The organism is Singulisphaera chitinilytica, from assembly GCF_049331405.1.
Classification (GTDB): Bacteria; Planctomycetota; Planctomycetia; order Isosphaerales; family Isosphaeraceae; genus PoT.
On the sequence record NZ_CP186274.1, the window covers coordinates 354,962 to 380,066 of the forward strand.

The window sequence follows — 25,105 nt, forward strand, 5'->3', positions numbered from 1 at the left end:
AAAGGAGGGGCTGAGGGGCCTCGTGGAGACTCCCTCAACCATACACCCTGCCTCGACGTCGGAACGGGCTACTTCCCCAAAGCTCCTCCCGAATTCCCTTCGAAACCGATTCCTTCGACGGACTTCCACCAGTCCGATTAGACCGGGCCTCGGCCCGCGTCTCCGTCATTGGTGAAGCTCGAGTAGTTGGGGGCTTCCTGCGTGATCACGATGTCGTGAGGGTGTCCTTCGAGGACCGAGGCGCCGGTGACCTGGATGAACCGGCTCTTGGTCCTGAGGTCCTCGATCGTCCTGGTCCCGCAGTATCCCATCCCCGCGCGGATGCCTCCGACGAGCTGGAAGACGAACTCGGCGAGCGGTCCCTTGTAGGGGACCCGGCCTTCGACGCCTTCGGGGACGAGCTTCTGCGAAGGACCTCCCTTGCTCCCGTCCGTCGAACGCCCCGGCTCCTGCCGGTAACGTTCGTGCGATCCCTTGGCCATGGCCCCGATCGATCCCATCCCTCGGTACGACTTGAAGCTCCGGCCCCGGTAGATGATTGTGTCGCCGGGGCTCTCGGCCAGTCCGGCGAAGAGCCCGCCGATCATCACGCAGTGGGCGCCCGCGGCGAGTGCCTTGGTGATGTCGCCCGAGTACCGGATGCCGCCGTCGGCGATGATCGGGACCCTCCCTGCCGCGGCCTTGGCCGCCTGGTAGACGGCCGTGATCTGCGGCACGCCGACGCCGGATACCACCCGCGTCGTGCAGATCGAGCCGGGCCCGATGCCCACCTTGATGGCGTCGGCCCCCGCCTCGATCAGGTCCCGAGTCCCTTCCGCCGTCGCCACGTTGCCGGCGATGACCTCGATCGAGTAATCACGCTTGATCCGGCGCACGGTCTCGATCACGTTCTTGCTGTGACCATGCGCCGAGTCCACGATCACGACGTCGACATCGGCCTCGAGCAACGAGCTGATCCGCTCGTAGTCGTTCACCCCGACGGCCGCACCGACGCAGAGCCGGCCGCGGCCGTCTTTGCATGCATGCGGATATCGGTGCAACTTGTCGATGTCCTTGATCGTGATTAATCCCTTCAGGTGGTATTCATCGTCAACAAGGAGAAGTTTCTCCACCTTGTTTCGGGTGAGGATCCGATCGGCGTCCTCCAGGCTCGTGTTGGCGGAGGCGGTGACCAGGTTCTCCTTGGTCATGACCTCCTCGATCCGGAGCTCGTTCGACTCGAGGAAGCGGAGGTCGCGGCGGGTGAGGATCCCGCGGAGCTTGCCCCCCACGGTGATCGGCACGCCGGAGATGTTGTGCCCCTGCATGATCTCGCGCGCCTCGCCGACCGTCGCGGTCGGGGGCAGCGTGATCGGGTCGACGATGATGCCGTTCTCGGACCGCTTGACCTTGTCGACCTCGCGGGTCTGCTCCTCGATCGACATGTTCTTATGAATGACGCCCAGCCCCCCTTCCTGGGCCAGCGCGATGGCGAGCTCGGCCTCCGTGACCGTGTCCATCGGGGCCGACAGGATCGGGATGTTGAGCGTGATCTTGGAGGTAAGCTGAGTCTTCGTCTCGACTTGCCGCGGCAGCAGTTCCGAATAGCCGGGTTCGAGCAGGACGTCGTCGAAAGTGATACCTTGGTAGGCGATGCGATCTTGCATCGGGAAAAGCCTCCGAGCCCGACAATTTGAGGAGAAGTGAACCGTCCGCGCGCCGGGCGGGTTCAGGGTGCCTTTCCTTACCCATTACATCCGGATGACCCTTTCCTGGCAAGGCCAACCGATGCTGACGCCTGTACGGATAACCGTCGACTTGTCCGTTTCGCCCCCGCAATGACGACGAGGGGGCGAGCCTTCGGGGCGAGGAGAACCCGGCCCGATATCGGGCCGGATGTCAACGGTCGGGCTTGGTCGTCGCGGTATGCTCGGGCGTGGCCACGGCCGCGGCCGCGGCCGAGACCGACGGCTTGGGCTTGGGGGCTGGCCTGGCGGCCGGGATCAGGATCCCGCCGAGCGTGAAGAGGGCGGCGGCCAGGAGGATGGCGGCGGGGAGCGTCGCCACCCAGGCCAGGCCGATCTTGCGCACCGTGTCCCCCTGGATGCCCGAGTTGTTCGCCCACATCGTGCCGGCGACCCCCGAGGAGAGGACATGCGTCGTGCTGACCGGCATGTGGGCGATGTCGGCCATGCCGATCGTCACCGCGGCGACCACCTCGGCGGCGGCCCCCTGGGCATACGTCAGGTGCGTCTTGCCGATCTTCTCGGCCACCGTCACGACCACTCGCTTGTATCCGATCGTCGTCCCGACCCCGAGCGCCAACGCCACGCCGAAGATGACCCAGGTGGGGACGTATTCGATCGACTCGGCGAGGCGCTCGTCATGCTTCCGGATCGCCTTGAATGCGGGCATCGGCAGCCCGAGATGCCCGAGCCGGGCGCGGAAGCGATAGATCGACTGGCGGGTCTCCCAGCGGTCCTCGGGCGCGACCTCGGCGAAGCTCGTCTTGCCTTCGAGGTCGTCGATGACCGCATTCAACGGCTCGAGGGCTCCGGCCGTGTTCGGCCCCGGCTTCTCCTTGGTGATGATCTCCCGGATGGCGACGGCGGCCTCGTGTACCTCCTGCGCCTTCCTGGGGTGGCTGAGGTCGAGGGCGTAGTACGCCGGCAGGAACCCGATGAGGACGAGCAGGATGAGGCCCATCCCCTTCTGGCCGTCGTTGGAGCCGTGCGCCACGCTCACGCCGCCGCAGGTCGCCAGCAGCGTCCAGCGCACCCAGCGCGGGGGCTCGTCCCCGTCGGCGGGGGGCTGGTACAGCTTCGGCTCGAGGATGAACCGCTTCATCGTCAACAGCAAGGCCGCGGCGGCCATGAACCCGATCATCGGCGATATCAAAAGCGAGAGCCCGACCTCGACGGCCTTCGCCCAGTTGACCCCGCTGACGTTCCCCCGGGTGATCAGGCTGTTGGCGAGCCCGACCCCCAGGATCGAGCCGATCAGGGTGTGCGAGCTCGAGACCGGCAGCCCGTACCACCAGGTGGCGAGGTTCCAGGTCAGGCCGGCCAGCAAGAGAGAGACGACCATCACGATCGCCCGGATCGACGCGCTATCGACCAATAGCTCGACCGGGAGCAGGTTGACGATCCCGAAGGCCACGGCCGTCCCGCCGAAGAGGACCCCCAGGAAGTTGCAGCAGCCCGAGTAGAGCACGGCCGGGGTCGGCTTGAGCGTCTTCGTGTAGATGACCGTCGTCACGGCGTTCGCCGTGTCGTGGAAGCCATTGACGAACTCGAACCCGAAGGCGATCAGCAGCGCGATCAGGAAGAAGGCGAGGTTCGTTGCGGGGAGTTGGCCCAGCGCCTCCCAGAGGGACGTGCTCACTGCGAGATCTCCTTGCGGGAATCGGGTGGAGCGAGGACGTCGGGTGGAAAGCACGCTGCCGGCGGCATGGTGATGGAGGGCCGGGGCCAAATGCCCCTCGATTTCCCGATCCCGTCGTCCGTCCGGCCTGCCGATCCTCGAGAGGCTGACCCCTTCTCGTCGGCGAGATTGCCGGAACACGGCCCTTGATAACGACTTTCCCGCGATTCGCCCATCCGAGATTGTGACGGAAGTGCGCGGCCAGACCAAGGCCCAAGCCCCGATCGGCTCGCCGGAGATCGCCGAGAGTGAGGATATCAGCTATGTGTGAAGGAGGGATGAAGGGGAGGGGCCGGCCGCCCGGGGGCTACGGGCGACCGGTATCCGCGAGGAGGAGAGAGGCGCGAAGCGATCAGGAGGCGACGGGCGTGAGTTGCACGCTGATCTGCTGGTAATAGAGTGCCGTGAGCCCTTCGTACCCCGAGTCAGTGCCGACGACCAGCCAGAGGTTGCCGTTGGCGTCGGCCTTCGCGCTGAAGGTGTGGGTGTGTTCCTCCGTCAGCGAGCGATAGGGCTGCGGGCCGGAGGCCACGGGATCGTCGCCGTTGGCGATGTTGCCCACCACCGAGAGGTCTTTGCCGCCGACGGACTGGTCCCCCTTGTCCAGGTTCAGGCGCACGTTGCCGTTCCCCTGGGGCACCGCGCGAGGCTCGACCGGCCCGGCCCCGGCCTTGAGCACGACCGCCTCGCCGGGGGCCCCGCCGATCCCGAAGGCACCGCTCGGCGCATTCGAGGCGAACTTGATCGTGAACTTCACCGTGTACGACTGGTTCGCCACGACCCCGTCCGACGCCCCGAGCTTGCGCTTCATGAACATGAAGAGGTCGTCGGAGCGATTATGGCCCTGGAGCAGGTAGCCCGTGCCGGTGCCGACGCCCGAGGGCAGGGGGCGGATCCCCGAATCCAGCTCATAGCTCGAGTTCGGGTTGGCCGGCAGGTCGGCGAAGCCCGACTCCCACCCCTGGCTTCCCTGCGCGAAGTTGTAGGAGGCCGTGATGGACTGCGCGGGGGCTCCTCGGGTGATGGTGATCCTCGACTCGGCCTTCTGCCCGAATCGATCGGTCGCCTCGACCTCGAAGACGTTGGCCCCGGCCGCGAGCGGTACGGTGAAGCGGTAGCGGCCGCTGGCGTCGGCGGTCGCCGTGCGGTCGAAAGTGCCGTCGCCGCCGAAGTCGAGCCGGACCCGGGCTCCCGGCGTCGCCTTGCCGACGACGTCGACCTGCGCCGAGTCGACCCTGCCGTCGCCGTCGGGATCCGCCGCCGGGTCGATCCCGAAGGTCACGTCGAGCGGCCGGATCTGGGTGGAGGCCCCGAGGTTGCGGAGGGCGATCAGGAGGTCGGGGACCCCGACCCGGCCGTCGCCGTTGACGTCCGTGCCGGGGGCGACGCCCGAGGCGTCGGCCGTCTTCCCGATCGCGGCCCGGATCGCGAAGAGGTCCGACCGGTTCACGCGGGAGTCGCCGTTGACGTCGCCCGCGAGGGAGACGCCGACCGAGTAACCCCCCTTGGTGCCGTCCTCGGCCGTCGGGCGGATCGCCAGTGAGCCGGGCCGGACCGCCGCCAGCGTGACGCTATTCTTGCCGTTCCCGACGTCGTTGCGCCTGGCGAGGTACTGCACGCCGCGGGGGCTCGACGACTCGACGTTCGTCGCGCCCGGGTCGAGGTTCCCCCCGCCCGAGGCCTCCGCGTCGAACCGGAGGATGACCCGCCCGCCGAGGGGCCGGCCGAAGTCGCCCTGCGCCACCCAGATCGGGATGGGCTTGCCCGTCGGGGCGTCGATCTGACCATGGAACGAGGCGAACGGGGCAGGCGCCGTCAGCAGGACTCGAGACTCGATCGCGTCGACGCCGGGGCGGACCCGCCGTCGTTGCCGACGCGGGCGGCCGTTGGGGGGGAAACTCATTGTGCCTTCTCCCGAAGTTGTCGTGCCGATGGAAACGGGACACGAGCCGAGGAATCGTCGGAGCTCAAGCCCGGCGTGCACGACGCGCCAGGCCAACGTCACTCCACTTCATCCAATGTAAAAGTCGAAATTTGACGATGATTACCGGCAGGTGTTGTGCTGATTCCGTGAAGCGGAAAGTTTGAAGATGAAGTTAAATGGTCGAGATTGAATGAAAGTCGCCGGCCCCTGGCCAAATCCTAGAACGGTCATCGGCTTGGGACAAGGCAAACCCCTGATGTCTCTCGATTTGGCCGCGATCCGTGGCGATTTGCGATCGTGCTCTTGGCGGGAAAATCTCGCGTCGTCCTCGAGCGAACGACGCGAAGGTCATTACCTCATGAATGACGCCGCTTGCGAGGAAGGTTTGTTGTCATCTTGTATTAAATGCTGGCGCATTCAGGTAAAAATAACAATAACATGGGTGTATTTCGCTCAGTTTGTGGCTTCGGTCGTCGGATCCGCGGGGGCGGGGTCAGCGGAAGAGGATGAAACGGCCATCCTTGCCCAGGGCGCCGGCGACGCCGTTGCCCCGGCTCTCCACGGATCCGGATGATCCGACGGGTACGCCCTTGGCGTCGTAGAGTTGCCAGCCGACCTGGCTATCCTTCGACCAGGCGACGAGCGTGCTCCCGTCCGCCGCGGCGAGGGCGAGAATCCCGGTGCGCATCCCCGACTTCCCGGGCGTCATGATCTCAGCCGGTTTCGAGGAAGCCCCCCGGGCGTCGAGGCGTGCGAAGTAGATCCGCCCCTTCGTCGGCCAGGCGGTGACGAATCCGTCGCGGTCGGGCGTGACCGCGAAATAGGTCATGGGGCAGCCGTCGATCATCCAGGGCGTGGAGCCGACCCGCTTCCTCGTCATCCGGCCCTGCTCCTGGTCCCATAAGACGAGGTGCATGTCGCGCTCGTTGCGGGTCTCCTCGCGATAGAGCAGGGCGAGGCGGCCGTCGGCGCCGTAGGTGCAACTCGTGGTGCAGCAGTCGCAAGGGTTGTACGTTGGATCGATCTCGACGGCGGGCGCAAAGGTCTCGCCGTTGTCATGGGAGACGTTGGCGTAGAGCTTGCCCGAGAGCCAGCAGGCCGTGACGTTGCCCTGATCGTCCGCCGCCAGGGAGTAGCCCTCGCTCGGCTTGCCGTTGATATTCCGCACGGGTGAGAACGCCGAGGCCCCCGGATCAAGGAATGCGTAAAAGTAGCCCCAGCGCTCCACGGGGAGCTTGAGCTTCCAGGCGTTCGTGGCCATCGCCACGTGGATCCGGCCCCCCTGGCCCACGGCCAGATCCCAGCCGGAATACTCCAGGCCGGGCTCCTTCGGCACGCCCGAGACCATTGCGATCGCCGGGCCGAACGTCGCGCCATCGTCGACCGACCTCGCGTACTTCGGGCCCTCCGGCGAATCGTAGAGCAGGTGGATCGTCCCGTCCTTGCCGGCCCTGGCCACGACGGGCTTGCCTCCCTCGGGGGCGGCGACCGTCGTCACCCGCCCGACTCCTTCGTCGGCAACCGAGGCCGACGAGGTCAGGACCAGGATCGCGAGCAAGGAACCGGCCGGCGAGATCGTCATGGGAGGTGTCCTCGATGGTGTCGGGAGCGTGTCTCGCGGGGGGGGCTTCGCACGCGATTCTAACGGCGGAGCGAACCCGTCGTCAGCTTTCGCAAGAAAAACCCGATGCAATGGCGTCGTCGCAACTCGCTCACTCAAGGCATGGCCGGCCGATGACCGCTCGGCTATCCTCGGGGCGAGATCCTTTCGCGAGCATCGACCCGACCCGACCCGAGACGAGAGCGAGGTGACGGATGCTGACCCGGAGAGACCTGCTTCGCCTGGCCCCGGCCCCTTTCCTCTTGCAGGGTGCCCTGGCCGCGCGGGCGGCCGAGGGGGCGGACTTCGAGCGGATCGATACGCATATCCACATCCACCGCGAGGCCCCCGCCCTCTATGCGAGCTTCGCGGAGGCGAAGTGGAGTGGCCTCGACATCTGCGTCTGCCCGACCCAGAAAGATGAGGCCTTCGACCTCGCTTCGAAGATCGCGGCCACGCAGCAGGGGGCGAAAAGCAGCGGGGGTCGGCTGGCATGGGCCTCGACCTTCGATGCCCGCGGGTTCGACGCATCGGACTTCACCGAGAAGACAATTGCCGGCCTGCGCAGGACCTTCGACGACGGCGCGATCGGCGTGAAGATCTGGAAGAACATCGGTATGGCGATCCGAGGGAAGTCGGGCGCGTACCTGCTCCCCGATGACCCCGCCTTGCTGCCGGTTTATGAGTCGATCGAGCGTGCCGGCAAGACCCTGATCGCCCACCTCGCCGAGCCCGACGGCGCCTGGTTGCCGCTCGACGACCACAACCCGGAGCTGCCGTACTACTCGAAGAACCCGCAGTGGCATATGCTCGGCAAGGGGACGCCCTCGAAGGAGGCCATCCTCGGTGCCCGCGACCGTCTGCTAGCTCGCTACCCCAAGCTCCGGGTCGTGGGATGCCACCTCGGCAGCGACGAGGACGACCTGGGCCGGCTGGCCAAACGGCTCGACACCTACCCCAACTTCGCCGTCGACACCGCCGCCCGCATCCGCTACTTCGCCCGCGGCGACCGGGAGAAGGCCCGGGATTTCCTGATCCGCTACCAGGATCGCCTCCTCTATGCGACCGACTTCGGCCTGCGAGACACCTCGCCCGCCGCAGGGGCGAAGTCGCTGCTGGACAGGCACAACCTGGACTGGGCCTTCTTCTCCGGCGATGCCAGGATGGACTACGAAGGCCGACCGACGCGCGGCCTCGCGCTGCCCGAAGCCGTCCTCCGCAAGCTCTTCCTGGAGAATGCCAAACGCTGGATCCCCGGCATCGGCGTCTGACGTGTTGCGGAAATGATTGGTGGTTCAGCGATCCGAGATTGATAGGCAAATCTGGAGGTGGTGTATGGGTGGCGCAGCCGAGTCGGGCTCCGGGAATGATCCGCATGACCTGGGGCGGTTCGTGAACGCGCAGGAGGGGGACTACGAGCAGGCGCTCAAGGAGGTCCGCGACGGCCGGAAAGAATCGCACTGGATGTGGTACATCTTCCCGCAGATCGACGGCCTCGGGTTCAGTTCGATGTCCCGGCGCTACTCGATCAAGTCGCTCGCCGAGGCCCGCGAGTACCTGGAGCACCCGGTCCTCGGGCCTCGCCTGTTGGAATGCATCGAGGCTGCCATGGCCGTGCAGGGCCGGTCAGCTCACCAGATCTTCGGCTCCCCGGATGACATGAAGCTCAAGTCCTGCGCGACCCTCTTCGCCAGCGTGACGCCCGAGGATTCCCCCTTCGCCCAGCTGCTCGACAAGTATTTCCAGGGCGGGCGCTGCGGCAAGACCGCCGAGTTGATCGCGGCCTCGCCAGGTTGAGGGATCGAATGCTCATGCCCTGGGGCGTTATAGGTGCGGGGCTCGCTTGCAGGAAGCCTTGTCGGTCCGATCCTTGACGCATTATCATGTCGTAAGGGGTTCGATCCGGCATGGCAACGCAGGGAGGACGCGAGTGGGCTGGGCGACGGCTTATATCCAGAAGCTTCGAAGCGGCGAGGTCGTCTCGTTTCGCCCTCGCGGCAACTCCATGGTGGGGAAGGTCGAGTCGGGGCAGCTCTGCACGGTCGAGCCGACCGAGGCGGAGTCGCTCGAGGTGGGGGATATCGTCCTCTGCAAGGTGAATGGGCGCGAATATCTCCACCTGATCAAGGCGATCCAGGGACGTCGGTTCCAGATCGGCAATAACCGGGGCAGGATCAACGGCTGGGTCTCGGCCGAGGCGATCTTCGGTCGCTGCGTTCGCGTCGAGAATTGAAGACTCTTCGACGTCGCCGACGCGAGGTGAGGCGAGCCAGATTCATGGCTTCGAATCGGGCGAATTGGGATTAGGGCGGAAGTTCGGCGGTGGGACTGCCGATGGAGTCCCAAAATGGACCAGCACGGAGGCGGAACCGATGCCCTTGAGCACCGACATCAAACTTCCCAAGGACTTCAAGCCGATCTTCCCCGATCGCTGCGTGGCCTGCGGCCAGGACGCCCCCGGCTCGGTCGTCCGGGTGAGCACGTATTCCATCGGCTGGTGGTCGTGGCTCCTCTGGCTCCCCGGGCGTCGCTTCACCGCCGACGTCCCCGCGTGTCAGGCCTGCCGCCGTAAGATCCTCAAACAGCGCTGGCAGAGGTTGGCTTTGACCTGGGCCTTCGCCGCCCTGGGCGTCGCGGTCGCGGTCTATGCGCTCGGCACGTTCCGGAAGCCCTTATATCGCACGTTGGCGATGGGGATCGGCCTGGCGTGCATGGCGCCGTACTTCTTCTGGGAGACCTTCTTCCCACCCCCGATCGCCCTGACCGCCTACTCGGACTCGGTCGATTACGAATTCCTCGATGAGGCCTACGCGGACGACTTCCTGGAGTTGAACCAGCAAGCCCTGGCAGGCGGTTAAGTTCGCAGACGGTTCGTCCCAGTCACCGTTTTCATTTCGAGAAACGAGGATGGGGCGGGAGCCTGTCCAATGTCGTAGACGCGTCGTCCTGATCCTCCGGAGAAGGCTGCCATGACGGGCATGAGGACCTGGCAAACGATCGCCAAAAACTCAGTCCTCCTCTTTTTTGGCTGGGAAGTCGCCACCACACTGGTGGGCCTTGTTGTGCTGATTCTCGTTGCGACCCTGGATGGCACGCCGTCGACCCAAAGCCTGATCTCCGTCGTCGGCACCTTGGTCCTCTACGGCGTCGTGATCTGGGCCGTCAGGGACGCTCGGAGGAGGAGCCGCCTCAATCCTCCTGGGAGCGAGCAGACCCCTCCCTGAGCCGCTCGCCGGGATTTGCGTTCCCGCTCAGTGATCTTCGACGGCGGCCTCGATTTCGGGGACTATATTCGCCGCCTCGATGCGGGCGGCGGCATTGGCCGCCGCGCCTCGGAGATCCTTGTCCGGGCTGTTGGCGGCGAGGGCCTTCAGGTCGGGGATCGCGGCCTTCGCCCTGGAGCCCATCGACCCGATCACCCAGGCGATGCGCCGCTGGACTTCCGGTTTTCCTCGGCCCAGCGCGTTTCGCAGCGCATCGAGCGAGGGGGCCGCGGACGCGCCGTACTTCCCGAGCACGATGCTCGCCTGCTGCTCGCTGAAATTGTTCTGCGATGTCTCGAGCAAGCTCACGAGGGGCGCGAGCAGCGATTGGGCCTCGGCCGAGTCGCGGTCGATCGACGCGACGGCCATCGCGGCGTTGAGCCCGCTCGGTTCCTTGGATGCCAACTCCGACCGTGCGAACTCCGCCAGCTTCGGCAAGGCCGGCTTCGCGATCGGACCGGCCTTGGCCAGGGCATTCGGGATCGTCATCGCGAGGATTGGGCTCTCGAGCGAGAGGGCCTGGACCAGGGGGGCGATCTGGTCGGCCGGCGGGGCCGGGAGGCTCCCCAGGGACCAGCCGATGCTCGACGTCTCCTCGAGGGTTGGCGCCTCGCGCAAGCGTTTCAAAAGGCGAGGATAGATCGCGTCGGTGTCGGGCCAGCCCGACACGAGGGCCCTGACGCTCGACGCGCGCACGTTGAAGTCGGGGTCGGAGGTCATCAGGTCGAGCGCGACCTCGGGGCCTTTCCCCTGCGATGGCCCGAATCCGGAGAAGGCCCAGACCGCGACGGCGCGGACCCGGGCGTCCGGATCCTTGACGAGGCGGAGCAGGGGGTCGATGGTCGTCTTGAGCGGGAGCGACGCCAGCGTCAATCGCGAGGGGTTAGGCGGGCCGGTCGGTTTGAGCAGCACCTCGCGGAGTTGCACCAGTCCCTGCACGGCCTTGAGGCGGACCTCGGCTCCAGGGTCGGAGGACGCGCGGAGCAGGAGGGCCAGGCCCCGCTCGTACTCGGGCAACGAGCCGATGTCGACCCGCGCGACGCAGCCTTGCAAGGTCGAGCCTATCGAGTGGGCCGCCGCGGCCCTGACACCTTCGTCCCGGTCGCCCAGGGCGCGTTCCAGGGCCGAGAGCACGCGGGGCAGGTCGCCGGGCTCGACCTTCGAGAGGTTCTCGAGGGCTGCCTTGCGTGTCGAGGCGTCCCCGGAGCTTGACTCGTACTGGCGGATCAGGATCCCCGTGTACGAGCGGTCGGTCGTCTGGTTGAGTTCATAGAACTGCCAGGCCGAGATCAGCAAGGCGGAGGCCGCCACGAGGATCATCACCTTCCCGAGCGTGAGCTTGACCCGAGGCTTGCCCATCTCTCCACTCCTTTGAGCCGGCCGCGAGCCGGGGATGATCTCTCGAGGTACAGGTGCTTGCGGTAAGGCGATTGTAATGCGTCTGACTGTTGTCCGCGAGTCCTTTCGAGGATGAACCGCGCATTCGGGTCTCGTGTCAGGATCCTGTCGCCATTTCTCCCGGTTTGATGGATCAACATCGCCTGAACCTCGAGGCACGATTCGGAGAAGTCCCATGGATTCGCGTCCCAGAGCCGTCGCCAGTTTCGACGACCAGGGTGTCTCGTCGCGCAAGCCCAATGGCCTTGTTGAGTCGGTCCGTTGGGATGAACTTCGGCTGGTCGAGGTCCGCACGACGGATGAAGGTCCGTTCGTGGCGGACGTTTATCTGGTCCTGCATGCTGGGAAAGGGGGTTGCGTGGTCTCGCAGGAGGATGAGGGGTTCGGCCCGCTCTTCGAGCGGCTCCAGCAACTCCCCGGTTTCGACAATGAGGCCTTCATCTCCGCCATGAGTTGCACGGATAACGCTATCTTCGAGTGTTGGCGGCGCACTGAAGCTGCCTCGACCCCCGGGCCCGGGTGAGCCCTCCTTGCGTCGTGACGCGACAAGACGAGGGGCCTCGGGCCGTTGAATCGCCCGCCCGTGGATGGAATGCCCCCCGTTGATAAACCCCCGCTCGCGAACCGCATGCGTCCTCGTCTCGATCCTCCTCGCGGCTCCCGTCGCGGCCGCGGAGCCGAAGCCCGTCCCGTTCACCCTGGCGCGGGCCGAGGGGTACGTCGGCTGCTGGTACTCGGTCGGCAGCACGAAGGATGAGTATCGGTTCAAGTACAGCGGCGGCATGGCGTCATATCCGCAGCAGCACGCGCCGATGGCCATCTACGACGCGGCCTCGCGGAAGACGTTCTTCGTCTACGGCGGCACGACCCCCGATCGCAAGTCGATCCTGCACATGGTCTCGTACTACGACCATGAGACCGGCACCGTGCCGCGCCCGGCGATCCTGCTCGACAAGAAGACGACCGATGCGCACGACAATCCCACGCTCCAGATCGACGCCGAGGGGCGTCTCTGGATCTTCTCGAACGCCCACGGCACGGGCAGGCCGTCGTTCATCCATCGGGGCGTCGCCCCGCGTTCCATCGACGCCTTCGAGAAGGTCGTGGAGACGAACTTCTCCTACGGCGACCCCTGGTTCATCCCCGGGCGAGGGTTCCTCTTCCTGCACACCAAATACACGGCGGGCCGGGCGTTGCGGTTCGCGGTGAGCCGTGACGGCGTCGAGTGGTCGGCTCCCTCGCCGATCGCCCACATCGTCATGGGGGATTATCAGGTGAGCTGGGCCAGGGGCGAGACCGTCTCCATGGCCTTCGACTACCATCCGAAGCCCCTCGGGCTCGATGCCAGGACGAACCTGTACTTCCTCCAGACCAAGGATTTCGGCTCGACCTGGACGAAGGCCGACGGCACGAGCGTCGAGCTACCCCTCTCGAAGCCCGACAACCCCGCGCTCGTGCGCGACTACCAGGCCGAGAAGAAGCTCGTCTACCTCAAGGATCTGAACTACGACGCCCAGGGGCGTCCCATCATCCTCTTCCTCACCAGCAAGGGGCATCTCCCCGGCGCGGCGAATGGACCCCACGAGTGGCAGACCGCTCGCTGGGATGGCCGCGAATGGGTCATCCGACCCTTCGCCACGTCCGACCACAACTACGATCACGGCTCGCTCTACGTCGAGGACGACGGCCTCTGGCGCGTCATCGCCCCGACCGAGCCGGGAGCCCAGCCGTTCGGGACCGGCGGGGACATGGTCATGTGGACGAGCCCCGATCAGGGCGCGACCTGGACCAAGGCCAAGCAACTCACGAACGACCCGAGACGCAACCACTCCTACGCCCGCCGCCCAGTCGCCGCCCATCCCGACCTCTACGCGATCTGGGCCGACGGCGACGCCCGGGCCAAATCCGACTCGAGCCTCTACGTCTGCGACCGCCTGGGCAATGTCCGCCGGCTCCCGGCGGCCATGACCGCCGACGTGCAAAAGCCGGAGCCCGTACCTTCGCCGAAATAGGCCGGTATCAACGAGCCCGAGAGCTCGTCGCGAGCGATTGCAGGGTCTGCTCCAGGGCCGAGGGATCGGCCCCGTTGCAGGCGTCGGCGACGATGCGCCTGGCGTCCTCGGGGACCTCGATGGCCCGGCCGGGGGGTAGCGAGGCCATCGCGAAGGAGTAGGCGACCGGCACGGGGCCGAGCCACTGGGTCACCTTCACGTCCAGGGGGGCCTCGAAGCTCAACCCTTGGGGGAGCTCGATCACCTTGGAGACCGCAGCGCGGGCTCCTGCCGGGACCGCCCAGGTGAGGGTGGTCAGGGCACCGGTCTGGGGGTCGATCATCAGGGCATAAAGCAGGTCGATCGCGACGTGCTTCTTGCCGACGGCCAGGGTCGACGGGGCGCGATAGAGGGCGAAGGTCGAGGTCCGGGCGGCGAGCTTCCCCTTGTTCAGCTCGGCCTCCGCCTCCTTCAGGACCACGCGATCCACGAAGCCGAGGGTCTCCAGCGCGTCGTCGGGGCCTTCCTCGGTGACGACGACCTCGTCATTGCCGACCGGCACGGCGTTGCCCAGGCCGACGCGGGTCAGCTCGTAGGTGGAACCCTTCTGAACGACCTTGACCGCGATCACCGTGCGGAAGAGGGCGGCCGTGGCCGCGGCCGACTTGGGGAGGCTCTCCAACTCGCCTGAGGCCAGGCGGGGGATCGAGCGGATCACCCGGTACGACCATCCGGCAGGAGCCTGTGTCTTCACGGTGGCCCCGGGGGCGAGATGAACGAGCTTAGGCCCGTCCGCCCCGGCGGCCTTGGCCTTGGACGAGGCTCGAACCGTCTCCTGGCCCGAAACCTCAGCCTGCGCCAGGATCATCGTCAGGCCGAGGATCATGAGCCCGGCGACGTGCGCTCGTTTCGGACGTTCCTTGGCCAACATGCCCCTCGCCCTCCCTTGCGAGCCGATTCCGAAGCCAGCAGATGCGCCTTATCCTACCCAATCTCGCCATTCTCGGAAATCTCACCTCAGCCCATTTCGAGACACCTCGATCCCGAGGGGCTCCGCTCGGATCGGGATCAGGGTGTTTCGCTCGTCATGAGCGTCGGGGGCGCGTCGAAGGGCTTGAGCCGGAGGCTGGGCAGGGTGTTGTCGTGGACGAGTGCCCCTTGCTTGCCGACGAAGAAGTCGGCGTCGTCGGCGACGTCGAGGTTGAAGACGGGCTGCACACTCCCCGGTACGATGGAGTCGACCTGGGCGAGTCCTTCGAGCGTGCGGAGCGTGTCCCCTTGCTTGAGGTCGCGGGCCATCACCCAGCCTTGCCCGGCCTTCCAGAAGCGGTGGAAGTGGCTGCTGACGATGGTCTCGCCCCCGACCTCCACGGCAAACGTGGCGCTGGGCGGGTTCCGGTGCACGAGGAGGATGGGCTTGTAGCGGAGCTCGCCCGTCTTGATGTCCTGGGTGAGCACCCGGTCGCCGATCTCGAGGCTTTCGATGGCCTTGATGCCGGTGAGTGTGCGCACGGGCGTCCCCGCGCCGAAGCAACTCATCCGCGTGAAGCCCGTGGCTTCCGTGTAGGTCGACACGGCGATGGGGATCGGTTGGGGCTGGTACGCCAGCGGCACCTCCTCGTAGAAGGTTGGCGCTGGCTCGGTGATGGGCGTCTTGTAGGCGTAGCCGAGTTGGTTCGTCCACCAGGCATCCCACGTTTTCCGATCGCCGCCGAGACTCTGTCCCGTCGCCTGATCCAGCACCGAGCCCACCTCCGTGTTCCGGGTGCTGACCTCCCTGTTATAGGCGTCGATACTGGCGACGTCATTCTGCAACTGTTGCTGGGCCGCCTGCGCCGTCTTCTGCGCCTCCAGCATCATGCGGCCGACGGGTATCTGGGTGTCGACCGTCGTGCTTACCCCGATGGTGAACCCGAACTGGGACGGGTTACTATTCTCGGCCTTCGCCGTCCTTTCGATGGCCTGAGCGAGTTGCTCTCTGGTCTGTGGATTGAAATAGGGGATCCCAGGCCCGTTGACGCTCATCTGCCCCGGCTGCACGCCGTAGATGGAGGGCGAGCCGAGTGGGGCGATCTGCATCTGGTTGCGGGCATCGAGGGATTCGCCGAACGCCTTCACGTCCCCCCGCTCAAGCCCGATCACCCCTTCGGTGAAGCGCGTCATCCTATCGGCGATCCTCCGGTCGGCCTGAATCGCCGGTAAGAGCTGATCCGCCGAGATCCGGCTTGTGTTCGTGTAGGCCGTGCTCAACTGGTGGAGCACCGGTAGGCCGTAATCGTCATAGCTGAGGTAGCTGCCGGGGAAGAATGGGATGAACGGGAGGGGCGGGGGCGCGTAGAGGCGCTGGACGTTGAACCGCTCCCCCTTGACGAACACCGCCCCCGGCGAGCCCGGCCCCGCAACCGGCTGGACCTCGTACTTGACCGGCTCGCGGAGCAGGGCGATGAGGACGTTGGCGAACTCGCGAGGGTCGCGACGCCGGAGGACCTCGGTCGCCCGTCGGCGCACCTCGCCCGAACCGCCGAACGCGGCCAGGAAGGCGAGGGACTTCGAGGAGCCTGGGGCGTCGATCTGGCTGAAGAGTCGGACCGCGACGAGCTGCTCGCCCGGATTGCCCCGCGCGAAGCTCGCCCAGACGGCCGGGACGGCGCCGGGGTCCGTGACCTCGGCGAGCGCCTCCTCGGCCTCGGCACGCCTGGCCTGGTTCTTCAACTGGTCCCGCCACCTGGCGATCTGCGGCCTCCAGCGCCGGTCGGCCTCCTTCTGGCGCTCGGCCTCGGCCTGGGCTTCGGCGAGGGCCTTCTCGTTGACCCATCGGCCTCCCTTCTTCTTGAACCCGAGCCGCCTCCAGGCCCCTTCACGGGACGGGTCGAGCCGGAGGACGGTCGAGAAGTGGGCCATGGCCTCGGGCTCGAGGTGGCGCCGATCGCACCAGAGCCCGAGCTTCCAGTGGGCTTCGGCCGTGTTCTTCATCCCGGCTCGCTTCGCGTTGTACTCGGCCAGGCTGGCCGCCATCACCTCGTCGCCATTGACGGCGCCGCTGATGGCCTCGGGACGCTGCCATTTGCCCCGGTAGGTTGCCAGGCCCAGCAGGCCGCGGGCCTTCGCGTGGTTCGGGGTCGTCAGGACGGCCAGGGCCAGGTGCCTGACCTGCTCGGCCTTGAGCCCGTGGGCCTCGCACCAGAGGGCCAGGCGCACCTGGGCGTCGGCGTCGCGGCCGATGCCCTGCTTGAGCTTCTCGTACGTCTTGAGGGTCTCGGCCGACGGCGGCTGGTCTCGAGGCTGAGGAGGAGCCTGATCGGGGGCCGCTGCAACCAGGGCAAGCGCGACGAACAAAGCACCGAACATGGGCGTTTCTCCCGTCGAAGGTCCGTCGTCGACGAACGCGGCCGCGTCCCGTCGTGGATCCGACCACGGACCCGCCGCGTTCGAGGCTCGAAGGACGCCCCGTCGTTTTGGGGACGTCGCCGAGTAGGATGAGCCTCAATACCACGTAAATTTTGGTCCGAAGTGTGCAAATGGCAATATGGTTCGGGGATTTCGTGAGCCTGGCTCACGCGGCGAGCCTCGGCGTCGGAATGTCAACCCGAGGTGGGCACTGGTCTGGGACTCCTGACGCTCTACAATTGAGGACTGATCGACCTGGCGCCGGCCTCGCGGTTCGACGACCGAATCGCGGCAGGTGGCCATTCCCCTTGGCGGGGAGCCGAGTTCACGAGCCCACGCCGGCGGCAGGATCCCCCAAAGGTTCGTCCCCCCTTCGAGGAGCCTTGCGACACCCATGCCCCGACCCTCATGGATCTTCCCCTGCCTGTTCCTCGCCTGCCTCGGGGCGGGAGGCCTCCGGCACGCCGTCGCGAGCCAGGATTTTGTGTTCAATTATGAAAATGTGATGGGGACGTCCCTCGAGCTGCGCGTCCGGGCCGACGACGAGAAGGCCGCGCACTGGGCCGAGGAGAAGATCCTGGGGGAGATCGACCGCCTGGGCCGGATCTTCAGCGGCTACGACCGCGAGAGCGAGTTTTCCCGCTGGCAGGCGACGGCGCCGGGCACGCCGACGAAGGTCTCGGCCGAGCTTTATGAGATGCTCGAGGCGAGCGACCGCTGGCGGACGGCGAGCGCGGGGGCCTTCGATCCTCGCGTGCAAGTCCTGACGACACTCTGGACCCGCTGCGCCCGGGAAGGGCGGATGCCCTCGCCCGGGGAAGAGGCCGAGGCCCTGGCCCAACTCGAGGCCCCGGCCTGGCGGCTCGACCCCGCGGTCAGGACGGCCGAGCGGCTCACCGCCTGCCCGCTGAGCCTCAACGCCATTGCCAAGGGGTTCATCGTCGGGAAGGCCTCCGAGGCCGCCCTCAAGGCCGAGCGGGGCATCCGCGGGCTTGTGCTCAACGTCGGCGGCGACCTGCGTGCCCGCGGCGACGTCACCCGGCTCGTCGGCATCGTCGCGCCGACGGCCGACTCCGAGGCCAGCGACCCCTTCACCTACGTCGAGGTCCGCGACCGCTCCGTGGCCACCAGCGGCAACTCCCATCGCGGGTTCCGCATCCAGGGGGCCTGGTATTCTCACATCTTCGATCCCCGCACCGCCCGGCCCGTCGCCGGGGTCGCGAGCGCCACGGTGCTCGCCAAAGATGCGGCCGATGCCGATGCGTTGGCCACGGCACTGAACGTCCTCACCCCCGCCGAAGGGGTCCGCCTGGTCGAGTCATGCCCCGACGCCGAGTGCCTCGTCATCGCCGCCGACGGTGCCGTCACGCGGAGCCGAGGCTGGGGCCGTTTCGAGAAGTCGAGGTCGGCCGTCCTGGCCCTGGCCGACGAGAAGGCGGTTCCGGAGAAGAAGGATGAACCGGCGGCCAAGCCCGCCGCTGCCCCCTGGGGTCGCGAGAATGAGCTCGTCGTGAACTTCGAGATCAACCGGCCCGAGAAGGCGGAGCGGGGCTATCGCCGGCCTTATGTGGCTATTTGGGTCGAGGACAAGGATGGATTCCCCGTCCGCAACCTGGTCCTCTGGGTCTCGCACGGCGGCCCGGGGCCGTTCCAGTGGCTCCCCGACCTCAGGCGCTGGCACAAGTCCGACCAGCCCCGCAAGGCGATCCAGAAGACCGACATGGTCGACGCCATCTCCCGGCCCACGCGGCCCCCGGGCAAGTACACCGTCATCTGGGACGGCAAGGACGACCTGGGCAAGCCCGTCCCAGCCGGGGAATACACCCTCTACATCGACTCCGCCCGCGAGCACGGGACGTATCAGAATATCCGCACGCCGGTGAAGGTCGGCGGTGCGCCGTTCGCCGAGGAACTCAAGGGAAATGCCGAGATCAAGTCCGCCGCCGTCGAGTACCGCAAGAAATCCCGAGGGAAGTGACCCGACGATGACGACGACGGATGTATCTCCCCCCGCCGGGCGCCGCCCGACGCCCCGGCGGAAGCTCTCGATCCGGGTCGCCGCCTGGATGAGGTGGCTGCATATTTATCTCTCGATGTTCGGCCTCGCCGTGATCCTCTTCTTCGGCGTCACGGGGATCACCCTGAATCACCCGGACTGGTTCCTCGACGGCGCCGAGCGCCGGGTCGAGGTGGAGGGCAAGGTCAAGCCCGAGTGGCTGCATCGAAGCCCTGCGCCCGGAGCCGGCACGCCGGCGGACGGGCAGCGGGACGGCTCGGAACAGGTCGACAAGCTTGAGGTCGTCGAGCACCTCCGCAGGACGCACGGCATCCGGGGCGCCCTGGTCGAGTTCCGGGTCGACGAGAGCGAGTGCATGGTGACCTTCAAGGGCCCCGGATACGCCGCCGACGCCTTCATCCAGCGCGATTCGGGGCAGTACAACCTCACCGAGTCGTACCACGGCCTCCTCGCGCTCATCAATGACCTGCACAAGGGGCGCGACACCGGGCCCGTCTGGTCGGTCCTCATCGACGTCTCGGCCTTGCTGATGGCCGTTGTCTCGCTGACCGGCCTGGTGCTTTTGTTCTATTTAAAGCTGCGTCGAGGCCCCGGCCTGGTGGTGGCCCTGGTGGGGACGTTGGCGGCGTTCGCGGTCTACTGGCTGGGGGTCCCCTGAACGTTTGTCCGAGTGCCCAACCCGTTTTGGGCTTTTGGATAGACGGGTAGGTGGGCTATGATCTGGACCCAGACCAGGGTAACGAATGGATTCTCCGATCCAAGGAAGGAACGCGTGACCTCGGCCACCACGACCCCCACCAATGCGCGAGTCCTGCCCCCCGTGCTCGGCCGCCTGGCCAGTGGCACATTCTGGTTGGCGCTCCGCACGCCCCTCCAGGCAGTCTTCACCTTCTGGACGGTCCGCCTGACCCTCGAGTCCCTCGGCGCGGCCAAGATGGGAGCCTACTCGCTCGCCTGGAGCTTCGGCTTCCTCCAGTTCCTGCTCGAGTTCGGCATCGGCTCGGCGCTCCAGCGTCAGGTCTCCGACCGCTACACGCGCGGGGATCGCCTCGGCGTGAATCGCGCCATCGCCTGCGGCATGAACTTCTACGCGGTCGTGGCCTTGATCCAGGTCGCCGCCCTGATGACCCTGGCCTACGTCGTGATGCCGAGGTCGGAGTACAGCGGCGAGTCCTACTCCTTGATCATCAAGGTGCTCTGGCTCCAGGCGCTCACGGCCCCCTGCTACGGGATCTCGATGGTCGTCTCCAGCGTCCTGCAGGCGGCCAGGCGATACGAGTTCATCCCCAGGCTCGAGGTCGGGGTCGTCATCATCCGGTTCCTGTTGCTCTGGGGAGGGGTCCGGCTCGGCGTCGACTTCTTCAACATCCTGGTCGCCCAGACGGCGGCGCAGGTCGGCCTGGTGCTGGTCCCGGCGATCTGGGTGATGTCGCGCGAGCTCGGCTACGCCCCGCATTTCTCGGGAGCCCGCTGGGCCGACTTCAAGCCCTTGCTGCACATCAGCTTCTACATGTTCCTGATGCAACTCAGCGTGGTGCTGGCGGACCGGATCGACGCCTCGATCCTGGGCTTCGCGCTCCCGGCCGAGGCCGGCGAGATGGCCAATACGATCTACGCGATCATCAGCAAGCCCTTCGTGCAGATCCGGATGACCGGTTGGATGCTGGCGTCGATGGTCATGCCGGCCGTGGCAAGTCTCGCGGCGGCGAGCGATGAGGAAGGCCTCGACCGGATGAAGTACGACGCCCCGAGGCTCCACCTCGGGCTCCTGCTGCCGGTCGGGATCCTCGCCTGGATCTACGCCGCCCCGTTCCTCTCGCTCTGGGTCGGGGATCGGCTGGTGAACGCGGCGGGGCTGGCCCCGCAGATGCGGCTCTTCCTGCTCGCGACGATCCCGCTGATCATCGGCATCCAGGTGCAGATGGCGATCGGCATGAACAAGGTCTCGGTGATCGCCATCTCCACGCTCTGCGGCGCCCTGATCAACCTGCCGATCAGCTATGCCCTGACCATCCAGCTCGGCGACGTCCGCGGCGTGATCTGGGGGACGGTCCTCACCACGATCGTCTCCAACCTGCTCGTGCCGGGTGCCTACATCTGGCGCGTCCTGAAGATCAACCCGGCTACTTATTGCTCGAGGACGCTCTCGGCTCCCCTGGCCGGGGCCGCGGCGCTCCTGGCCGTCTCCTTGCTCTGCCGATACCTGGTCCCGATCGAGCTGGGAACCTCCGCCTTCCAGCGGGCGGTTCCCCTCGTCGCCCACCTGAGCATGGGCTGCGTCGCGTATCTCCTGGGATACTTCTGCGTTGCGGCCGGGCGATCCGACCTCGACACGATGATCCGCCTCGTGCGATCCAGGATCGGCGGCTGAGGGCCCAGGGCCGCTCTTTGATCGCGAGAGAATGGGAAGGCGTCGGGGATGAAGGTTCCCGACGCCTTCCGCGAGCACCCTCGTCGTCTTACACTGGCGTGAGGGATGATCTCGGGCGTTCGCCCGAACTTCGAGTCGAGGTTTCTCCGTGTCCGCGAGCAACGACATTCCGCCTGATCGACGCTTGCGCCGATTCCGGGTCGATGGCTTCGCTCAGGCCCGTTCGACCGTCGGGCCGTTCGAGCTCCCGTTCTTCTCCGGGCGACACTTCGTGGTCGGCGCGGGGGTCGTCTTCCTGCTGATCTGCGGCGTGCTCTCGCTGGCCTTTCGCGACTGGCGCTCCCACTATGATCGTCGCGCCCGGTTCGGGATTCAGGTCGTGGCCCCGGCCATCGACCCGCTGGGCAAGGTCGTCGCGCAAGGCGTCGCCCCGGCCGCCTGGCAGCGGGCCGTGGACGACACCCACGCGATGCTCGCCACCTTGACGAGCTCGAACCTCGTCGACCTCGCCGGTCTGCAGGCCCTGCATGACGAGATCGACGCGAGGGTCGCCCGCTCTCGCCCCGAGACGGCCCTCGCCGAGCTCTCGTCCCTCTGGGATGACCTCAGCGACCGCGCCGAGCCCGTCATCGCCGTCCGCCACCCCCGCCCGAAGATCCTCCTGCCCCGCACCGTGAAGGACCCGCGAAGCCTGCGCAAGACCGAGGACTCTCATCTGAACAAGTGAATGAGATAGGCTGTGCCCGATGGATCCTAGGGCCGCTCTGGGAAGATCCGGTGAATTCGGCTCGGGCCTTCCCATCCTTGAGCAAATCGGCCGCTTGATTCCCAGGCGGACGCCGTAGGAATTCCCTCCCATTCGCCCTGCTGTCGGCCGAATTGTGGTGAAGATAGCCCCCGAACCCCATCCCCGAGGCGTTCTCCCGAGCGTCATGATCCGAAATGCGCTCCACAATGCGTTCGGTTTTCTTTGTTTGTCATTGTTAACTTATCGTTCATTTTGCCCCTCATGCGGTGATGATATCGCCTGGACGATGTTGCATTTTCGATTCGTCTGTCGAACATATTCGTGATCTAATTCTCGTCAGCTTGCAGGATCTGGGCAGGAAGTTATTCCTTTCAGGCCGCGGAAGATGCGGGGTTTGGTTGAGTAGTAACGGATTTTGAGAAATGAGATTCTCGATATCACACGCTGATTATTAAGATGCGCAGAATAAGTGCAAAATGCCGATGGGGCTACGTTGACATTTAAGTGGTATCAGGCGATTTTATTTAAAGCCCTAAATCGGGGGGAATTGGCGAATTGTGCCTGTTTGGCACGTTCGTTGATTGTGGGCTGATTCCGCAATGTGTGCGGCCAATGTGAAGTCGCGGGCCGGTGAGGCGCGGACGGCGTCGAAGGTACGCCTGCCGTGAAGGTCCGTCGAAGTCCGGGGCTTCGCCCCGAGGCCGACGCATGGCGAGTCAACTGGGACTGACAACGCGAGGGAGGAGATTCAGAGCATGGCATTGAGATATGCGAGCGCCAAGATTGCGGCGGTGACCCTGGCGGTGCTGGGTACGGCCCCGTCCGCATGGGCTTCGTACGGCGGTGGTGCCTTCCACAAGTGTGCCCCGGCTCCTTGCACGCCGGCGGTGGCTCCGGTCGCCGGCTGCGTCCCGGTGGCCGTGGCGTGCGCCCCTCAGTATCAGACGGTCTATCAGACCTGCTATCGGACCGTTTATGACACGGTCTATGAGAACCAGCCGACCACCGTCTATCAGACCCGCTTCCGCACCGAGTATCGCACCGAGAACTACACGGTGACGCGGGCCGTCCCCGAGACGACCTTCCAGGAACGCCGCTACACGGTGACGCGGGCCGTCCCGCAGACGACCTATCAGCAGCGCACCTACACGGTGACGAAGGCGATCCCCGAGACGACCTACCAGCAGCGCACCTACACGGTGACGAAGGCGATCCCCGAGACGACCTACCAGCAGCGCACCTACACGGTGACGAAGGCGGTCCCGCAGACCACCTATCAGCAGCGCAAGTACACCGTCGTGCGGGCCGTCCCGCAGACGACCTACCAGCAGCGCAAGTACACGGTGACGAAGGCGGTCCCCCAGACCACTTACCAGCAGCGCACCCGGTCGGTCATGACCCCGGTCGCGAAGACGGTCTACGTCAACCAGTGCTATTACGAGAATGAGCCGGTCACCACCACCCGCCAGGTCACCGAGCAGGTGCCCGTGGCGAGCGGCCAGGCGACCCCGAGCGGCCAGGCGACCCCGAGCGCCCAGTCGGCCCCCCAGTACCAGACCGTGACCCGCGACGTCACCGAGACGCACTATGTCCGCGTGACCAAGACCCGGCAGGTCCCGGTCCAGACCACCGAGTACGTCTGCGAGCAGAAGGTGGAAACCTTCCCGGTCCAGACCGTCCAGTATGTCCCGGAGGAGAAGGTCGAGACGATCCCGGTCCAGACCGTCAACTACGTTCCCGAAGAGAAGGTCGAGACGATCCCGGTCCAGACCGTCAACTACGTGAACGAGCAGAAGGTAGAGAGCGTGCCCGTCCAGACCGTCCGCTATGTGAATGAGCAGAAGGTCGAGAGCGTGCCCGTCCAGACCGTCCGCTACGTGAACGAGCAGAAGGTCGAGACCATCCCGGTCCAGACCGTCAACTACGTGAACGAAGAGAAGGTCGAGCGGATCCCGGTCCAGACCGTCCGCTACGTCAGCGAGCCGGCCACGCGTCAGGTCCCCGTCACCGTGCCCGAACAGGTCCCGGTGACCGTGAACCACACCGTCTGCCGCACCGTGGCCCGCCAGGTCGCGTATCAGGTCCCCGTCCAGGTCCCCGTCGCCCCGATTGTGCAGGCCGCCCCGGCCCCGGTGCCGGCTCCGGCCCCCGCGCCGAGCCCCCAGGGCTCCCCGCAGCAGTAATGTCGTGAGTAGTCCGGAGACGACAGGGATCCCGGGATCATCCGGTCGAACGGAATGATCCCACGGGCCTCATCCTCCCCTCATTTCTCGACCGAGACGCGTCACCTCCCTCAAAGGCGACGCGTCTCGTTTTTTTATGGCCCGAACTTATCCAGGCCCGCGGTAAGCCTCGCCGACGGCAGGTCACCCACGGCCATCGCGGACGGCAAGTGCGTGAGGAATGTCATGGTAATTTTAATTTATGTTCACATGGTGATTATTATGAGATGCGGGAATCTTCAGGGTCGCCCTCGTCGGCGGAGGGTGCAGTTCGACGCCTCATGAGGAGGGCACTGGCCGGATGGAGCAGGGCGGGGGAGTCGGCGAAAAAGTGCGAGGCCCTAAAGCGAGCCAAGGCGGTCGACCCAGGGTCGACCGCCTCGACGGGCGGAGTTTTTCTATCGTGGTGACTTCCACGCAGGCTGGGCACTCCCGCCTAATCCCTCGCCTGCGTTCACCAACTCGCATCCATGGAGACTGCATCCAGGAGGAACATTATCACATGAAATCAAAATTTTCTAGATTTTGTAGAGATTTTCTCAAGTGCTAAAACCTCGATAACCAGGTCAGGTGTTTCGAAGGGAAAGGTCTCGCAGGCAAGTATGCGTTCTGGTCAATCGCGAGCGAATCTGCTGGATCTTCTGCATGTCGGCATATCTTGTGATACTGGGTTGTGTTGCTTATTTTGTGTAAGCGGACTGGTCGCCCTTTGGCCTCAAGGTGGTCTGTCTTGCCTCGATGGAAATCTCGGTCTCGCCGGATCTGTTCCCTTATTCTTCTTG

19 protein-coding genes are annotated in these 25,105 nt (G+C 66.0%); 12 read left to right on the forward strand and 7 right to left on the reverse strand.

What is annotated here, in order from left to right; genetic code table 11:
* Positions 1-137 precede the first annotated feature (137 nt).
* The 4 genes from guaB to ACOYYX_RS01310 all read right to left on the reverse strand — a co-directional run bounded on the left by guaB (position 138) and on the right by ACOYYX_RS01310 (position 6,908).
* Positions 138-1,646, reverse strand: coding sequence for an IMP dehydrogenase (gene guaB, locus ACOYYX_RS01295; RefSeq protein WP_422928128.1), 1,509 nt, complete (start codon positions 1,644-1,646; stop codon positions 138-140).
* A 232-nt stretch (positions 1,647-1,878) separates the two neighbouring features.
* Positions 1,879-3,363 carry an inorganic phosphate transporter gene (locus tag ACOYYX_RS01300; RefSeq protein WP_422928129.1) on the reverse strand — a complete coding sequence of 495 codons (1,485 nt, stop codon included), beginning with the start codon at positions 3,361-3,363 and terminating at the stop codon, positions 1,879-1,881.
* A 391-nt stretch (positions 3,364-3,754) separates the two neighbouring features.
* Positions 3,755-5,305, reverse strand: a complete 1,551-nt coding sequence (locus ACOYYX_RS01305; RefSeq protein WP_422928130.1) for a dockerin type I domain-containing protein — start codon at positions 5,303-5,305, stop codon at positions 3,755-3,757.
* A 514-nt stretch (positions 5,306-5,819) separates the two neighbouring features.
* Positions 5,820-6,908: a hypothetical protein gene (locus ACOYYX_RS01310; RefSeq protein ID WP_422928131.1), complete on the reverse strand. Its 1,089-nt coding sequence runs from the start codon at positions 6,906-6,908 to the stop codon at positions 5,820-5,822.
* A 233-nt stretch (positions 6,909-7,141) separates the two neighbouring features.
* Here ACOYYX_RS01310 and ACOYYX_RS01315 point away from each other — a divergent pair, with 233 nt between their 5' ends.
* From ACOYYX_RS01315 to ACOYYX_RS01335, 5 genes are all read left to right on the forward strand, one after another.
* Complete coding sequence (locus ACOYYX_RS01315) at positions 7,142-8,197, forward strand: amidohydrolase family protein (RefSeq protein ID WP_422928132.1); 1,056 nt, start codon at positions 7,142-7,144, stop codon at positions 8,195-8,197.
* A 64-nt stretch (positions 8,198-8,261) separates the two neighbouring features.
* The gene (locus ACOYYX_RS01320; protein WP_422928133.1) at positions 8,262-8,723 is read left to right on the forward strand and encodes a DUF1810 domain-containing protein; all 462 of its coding nucleotides are present in this window, start codon (positions 8,262-8,264) and stop codon (positions 8,721-8,723) included.
* Positions 8,724-8,856: 133 nt separating this feature from the next.
* Positions 8,857-9,159, forward strand: coding sequence for a hypothetical protein (locus ACOYYX_RS01325; protein WP_422928134.1), 303 nt, complete (start codon positions 8,857-8,859; stop codon positions 9,157-9,159).
* 139 nt (positions 9,160-9,298) lie between these two features.
* Positions 9,299-9,784, forward strand: coding sequence for a hypothetical protein (locus tag ACOYYX_RS01330; protein ID WP_422928135.1), 486 nt, complete (start codon positions 9,299-9,301; stop codon positions 9,782-9,784).
* A 111-nt stretch (positions 9,785-9,895) separates the two neighbouring features.
* Positions 9,896-10,150 carry a hypothetical protein gene (locus tag ACOYYX_RS01335; RefSeq protein ID WP_422928136.1) on the forward strand — a complete coding sequence of 85 codons (255 nt, stop codon included), beginning with the start codon at positions 9,896-9,898 and terminating at the stop codon, positions 10,148-10,150.
* A gap of 27 nt (positions 10,151-10,177) precedes the next feature.
* Here ACOYYX_RS01335 and ACOYYX_RS01340 read toward each other — a convergent pair whose 3' ends face one another.
* A complete protein-coding gene (locus ACOYYX_RS01340) occupies positions 10,178-11,548 on the reverse strand; it encodes a HEAT repeat domain-containing protein (protein ID WP_422928137.1) in 1,371 nt (456 codons plus the stop codon).
* A 214-nt stretch (positions 11,549-11,762) separates the two neighbouring features.
* On the opposite strand from ACOYYX_RS01340, the gene ACOYYX_RS01345 reads away from it, so the two are divergent.
* Positions 11,763-12,110, forward strand: a complete 348-nt coding sequence (locus ACOYYX_RS01345) for a hypothetical protein (RefSeq protein ID WP_422928138.1) — start codon at positions 11,763-11,765, stop codon at positions 12,108-12,110.
* 79 nt (positions 12,111-12,189) lie between these two features.
* Complete coding sequence (locus ACOYYX_RS01350) at positions 12,190-13,599, forward strand: BNR-4 repeat-containing protein (RefSeq protein WP_422928139.1); 1,410 nt, start codon at positions 12,190-12,192, stop codon at positions 13,597-13,599.
* 7 nt (positions 13,600-13,606) lie between these two features.
* On the opposite strand, the gene ACOYYX_RS01355 is transcribed toward ACOYYX_RS01350, so the two are convergent.
* Together ACOYYX_RS01355 and ACOYYX_RS01360 are read right to left on the reverse strand one after the other, a co-directional pair.
* A complete protein-coding gene (locus ACOYYX_RS01355; RefSeq protein ID WP_422928140.1) occupies positions 13,607-14,509 on the reverse strand; it encodes a hypothetical protein in 903 nt (300 codons plus the stop codon).
* A gap of 137 nt (positions 14,510-14,646) precedes the next feature.
* Positions 14,647-16,926, reverse strand: a complete 2,280-nt coding sequence (locus ACOYYX_RS01360; protein ID WP_422928141.1) for a polymorphic toxin-type HINT domain-containing protein — start codon at positions 16,924-16,926, stop codon at positions 14,647-14,649.
* A 433-nt stretch (positions 16,927-17,359) separates the two neighbouring features.
* On the opposite strand from ACOYYX_RS01360, the gene ACOYYX_RS01365 reads away from it, so the two are divergent.
* The 5 genes from ACOYYX_RS01365 (at position 17,360) to ACOYYX_RS01385 (ending at position 24,284) form a co-directional block, all read left to right on the forward strand.
* Complete coding sequence (locus ACOYYX_RS01365; RefSeq protein WP_422928142.1) at positions 17,360-18,943, forward strand: DUF2271 domain-containing protein; 1,584 nt, start codon at positions 17,360-17,362, stop codon at positions 18,941-18,943.
* A gap of 7 nt (positions 18,944-18,950) precedes the next feature.
* Complete coding sequence (locus ACOYYX_RS01370; RefSeq protein WP_422928143.1) at positions 18,951-19,640, forward strand: PepSY-associated TM helix domain-containing protein; 690 nt, start codon at positions 18,951-18,953, stop codon at positions 19,638-19,640.
* A 114-nt stretch (positions 19,641-19,754) separates the two neighbouring features.
* Complete coding sequence (locus ACOYYX_RS01375) at positions 19,755-21,353, forward strand: lipopolysaccharide biosynthesis protein (RefSeq protein WP_422928144.1); 1,599 nt, start codon at positions 19,755-19,757, stop codon at positions 21,351-21,353.
* 148 nt (positions 21,354-21,501) lie between these two features.
* Positions 21,502-22,080: a hypothetical protein gene (locus ACOYYX_RS01380; protein WP_422928145.1), complete on the forward strand. Its 579-nt coding sequence runs from the start codon at positions 21,502-21,504 to the stop codon at positions 22,078-22,080.
* Positions 22,081-22,856: 776 nt separating this feature from the next.
* Complete coding sequence (locus tag ACOYYX_RS01385; RefSeq protein ID WP_422928146.1) at positions 22,857-24,284, forward strand: hypothetical protein; 1,428 nt, start codon at positions 22,857-22,859, stop codon at positions 24,282-24,284.
* Positions 24,285-25,105 lie beyond the last annotated feature (821 nt).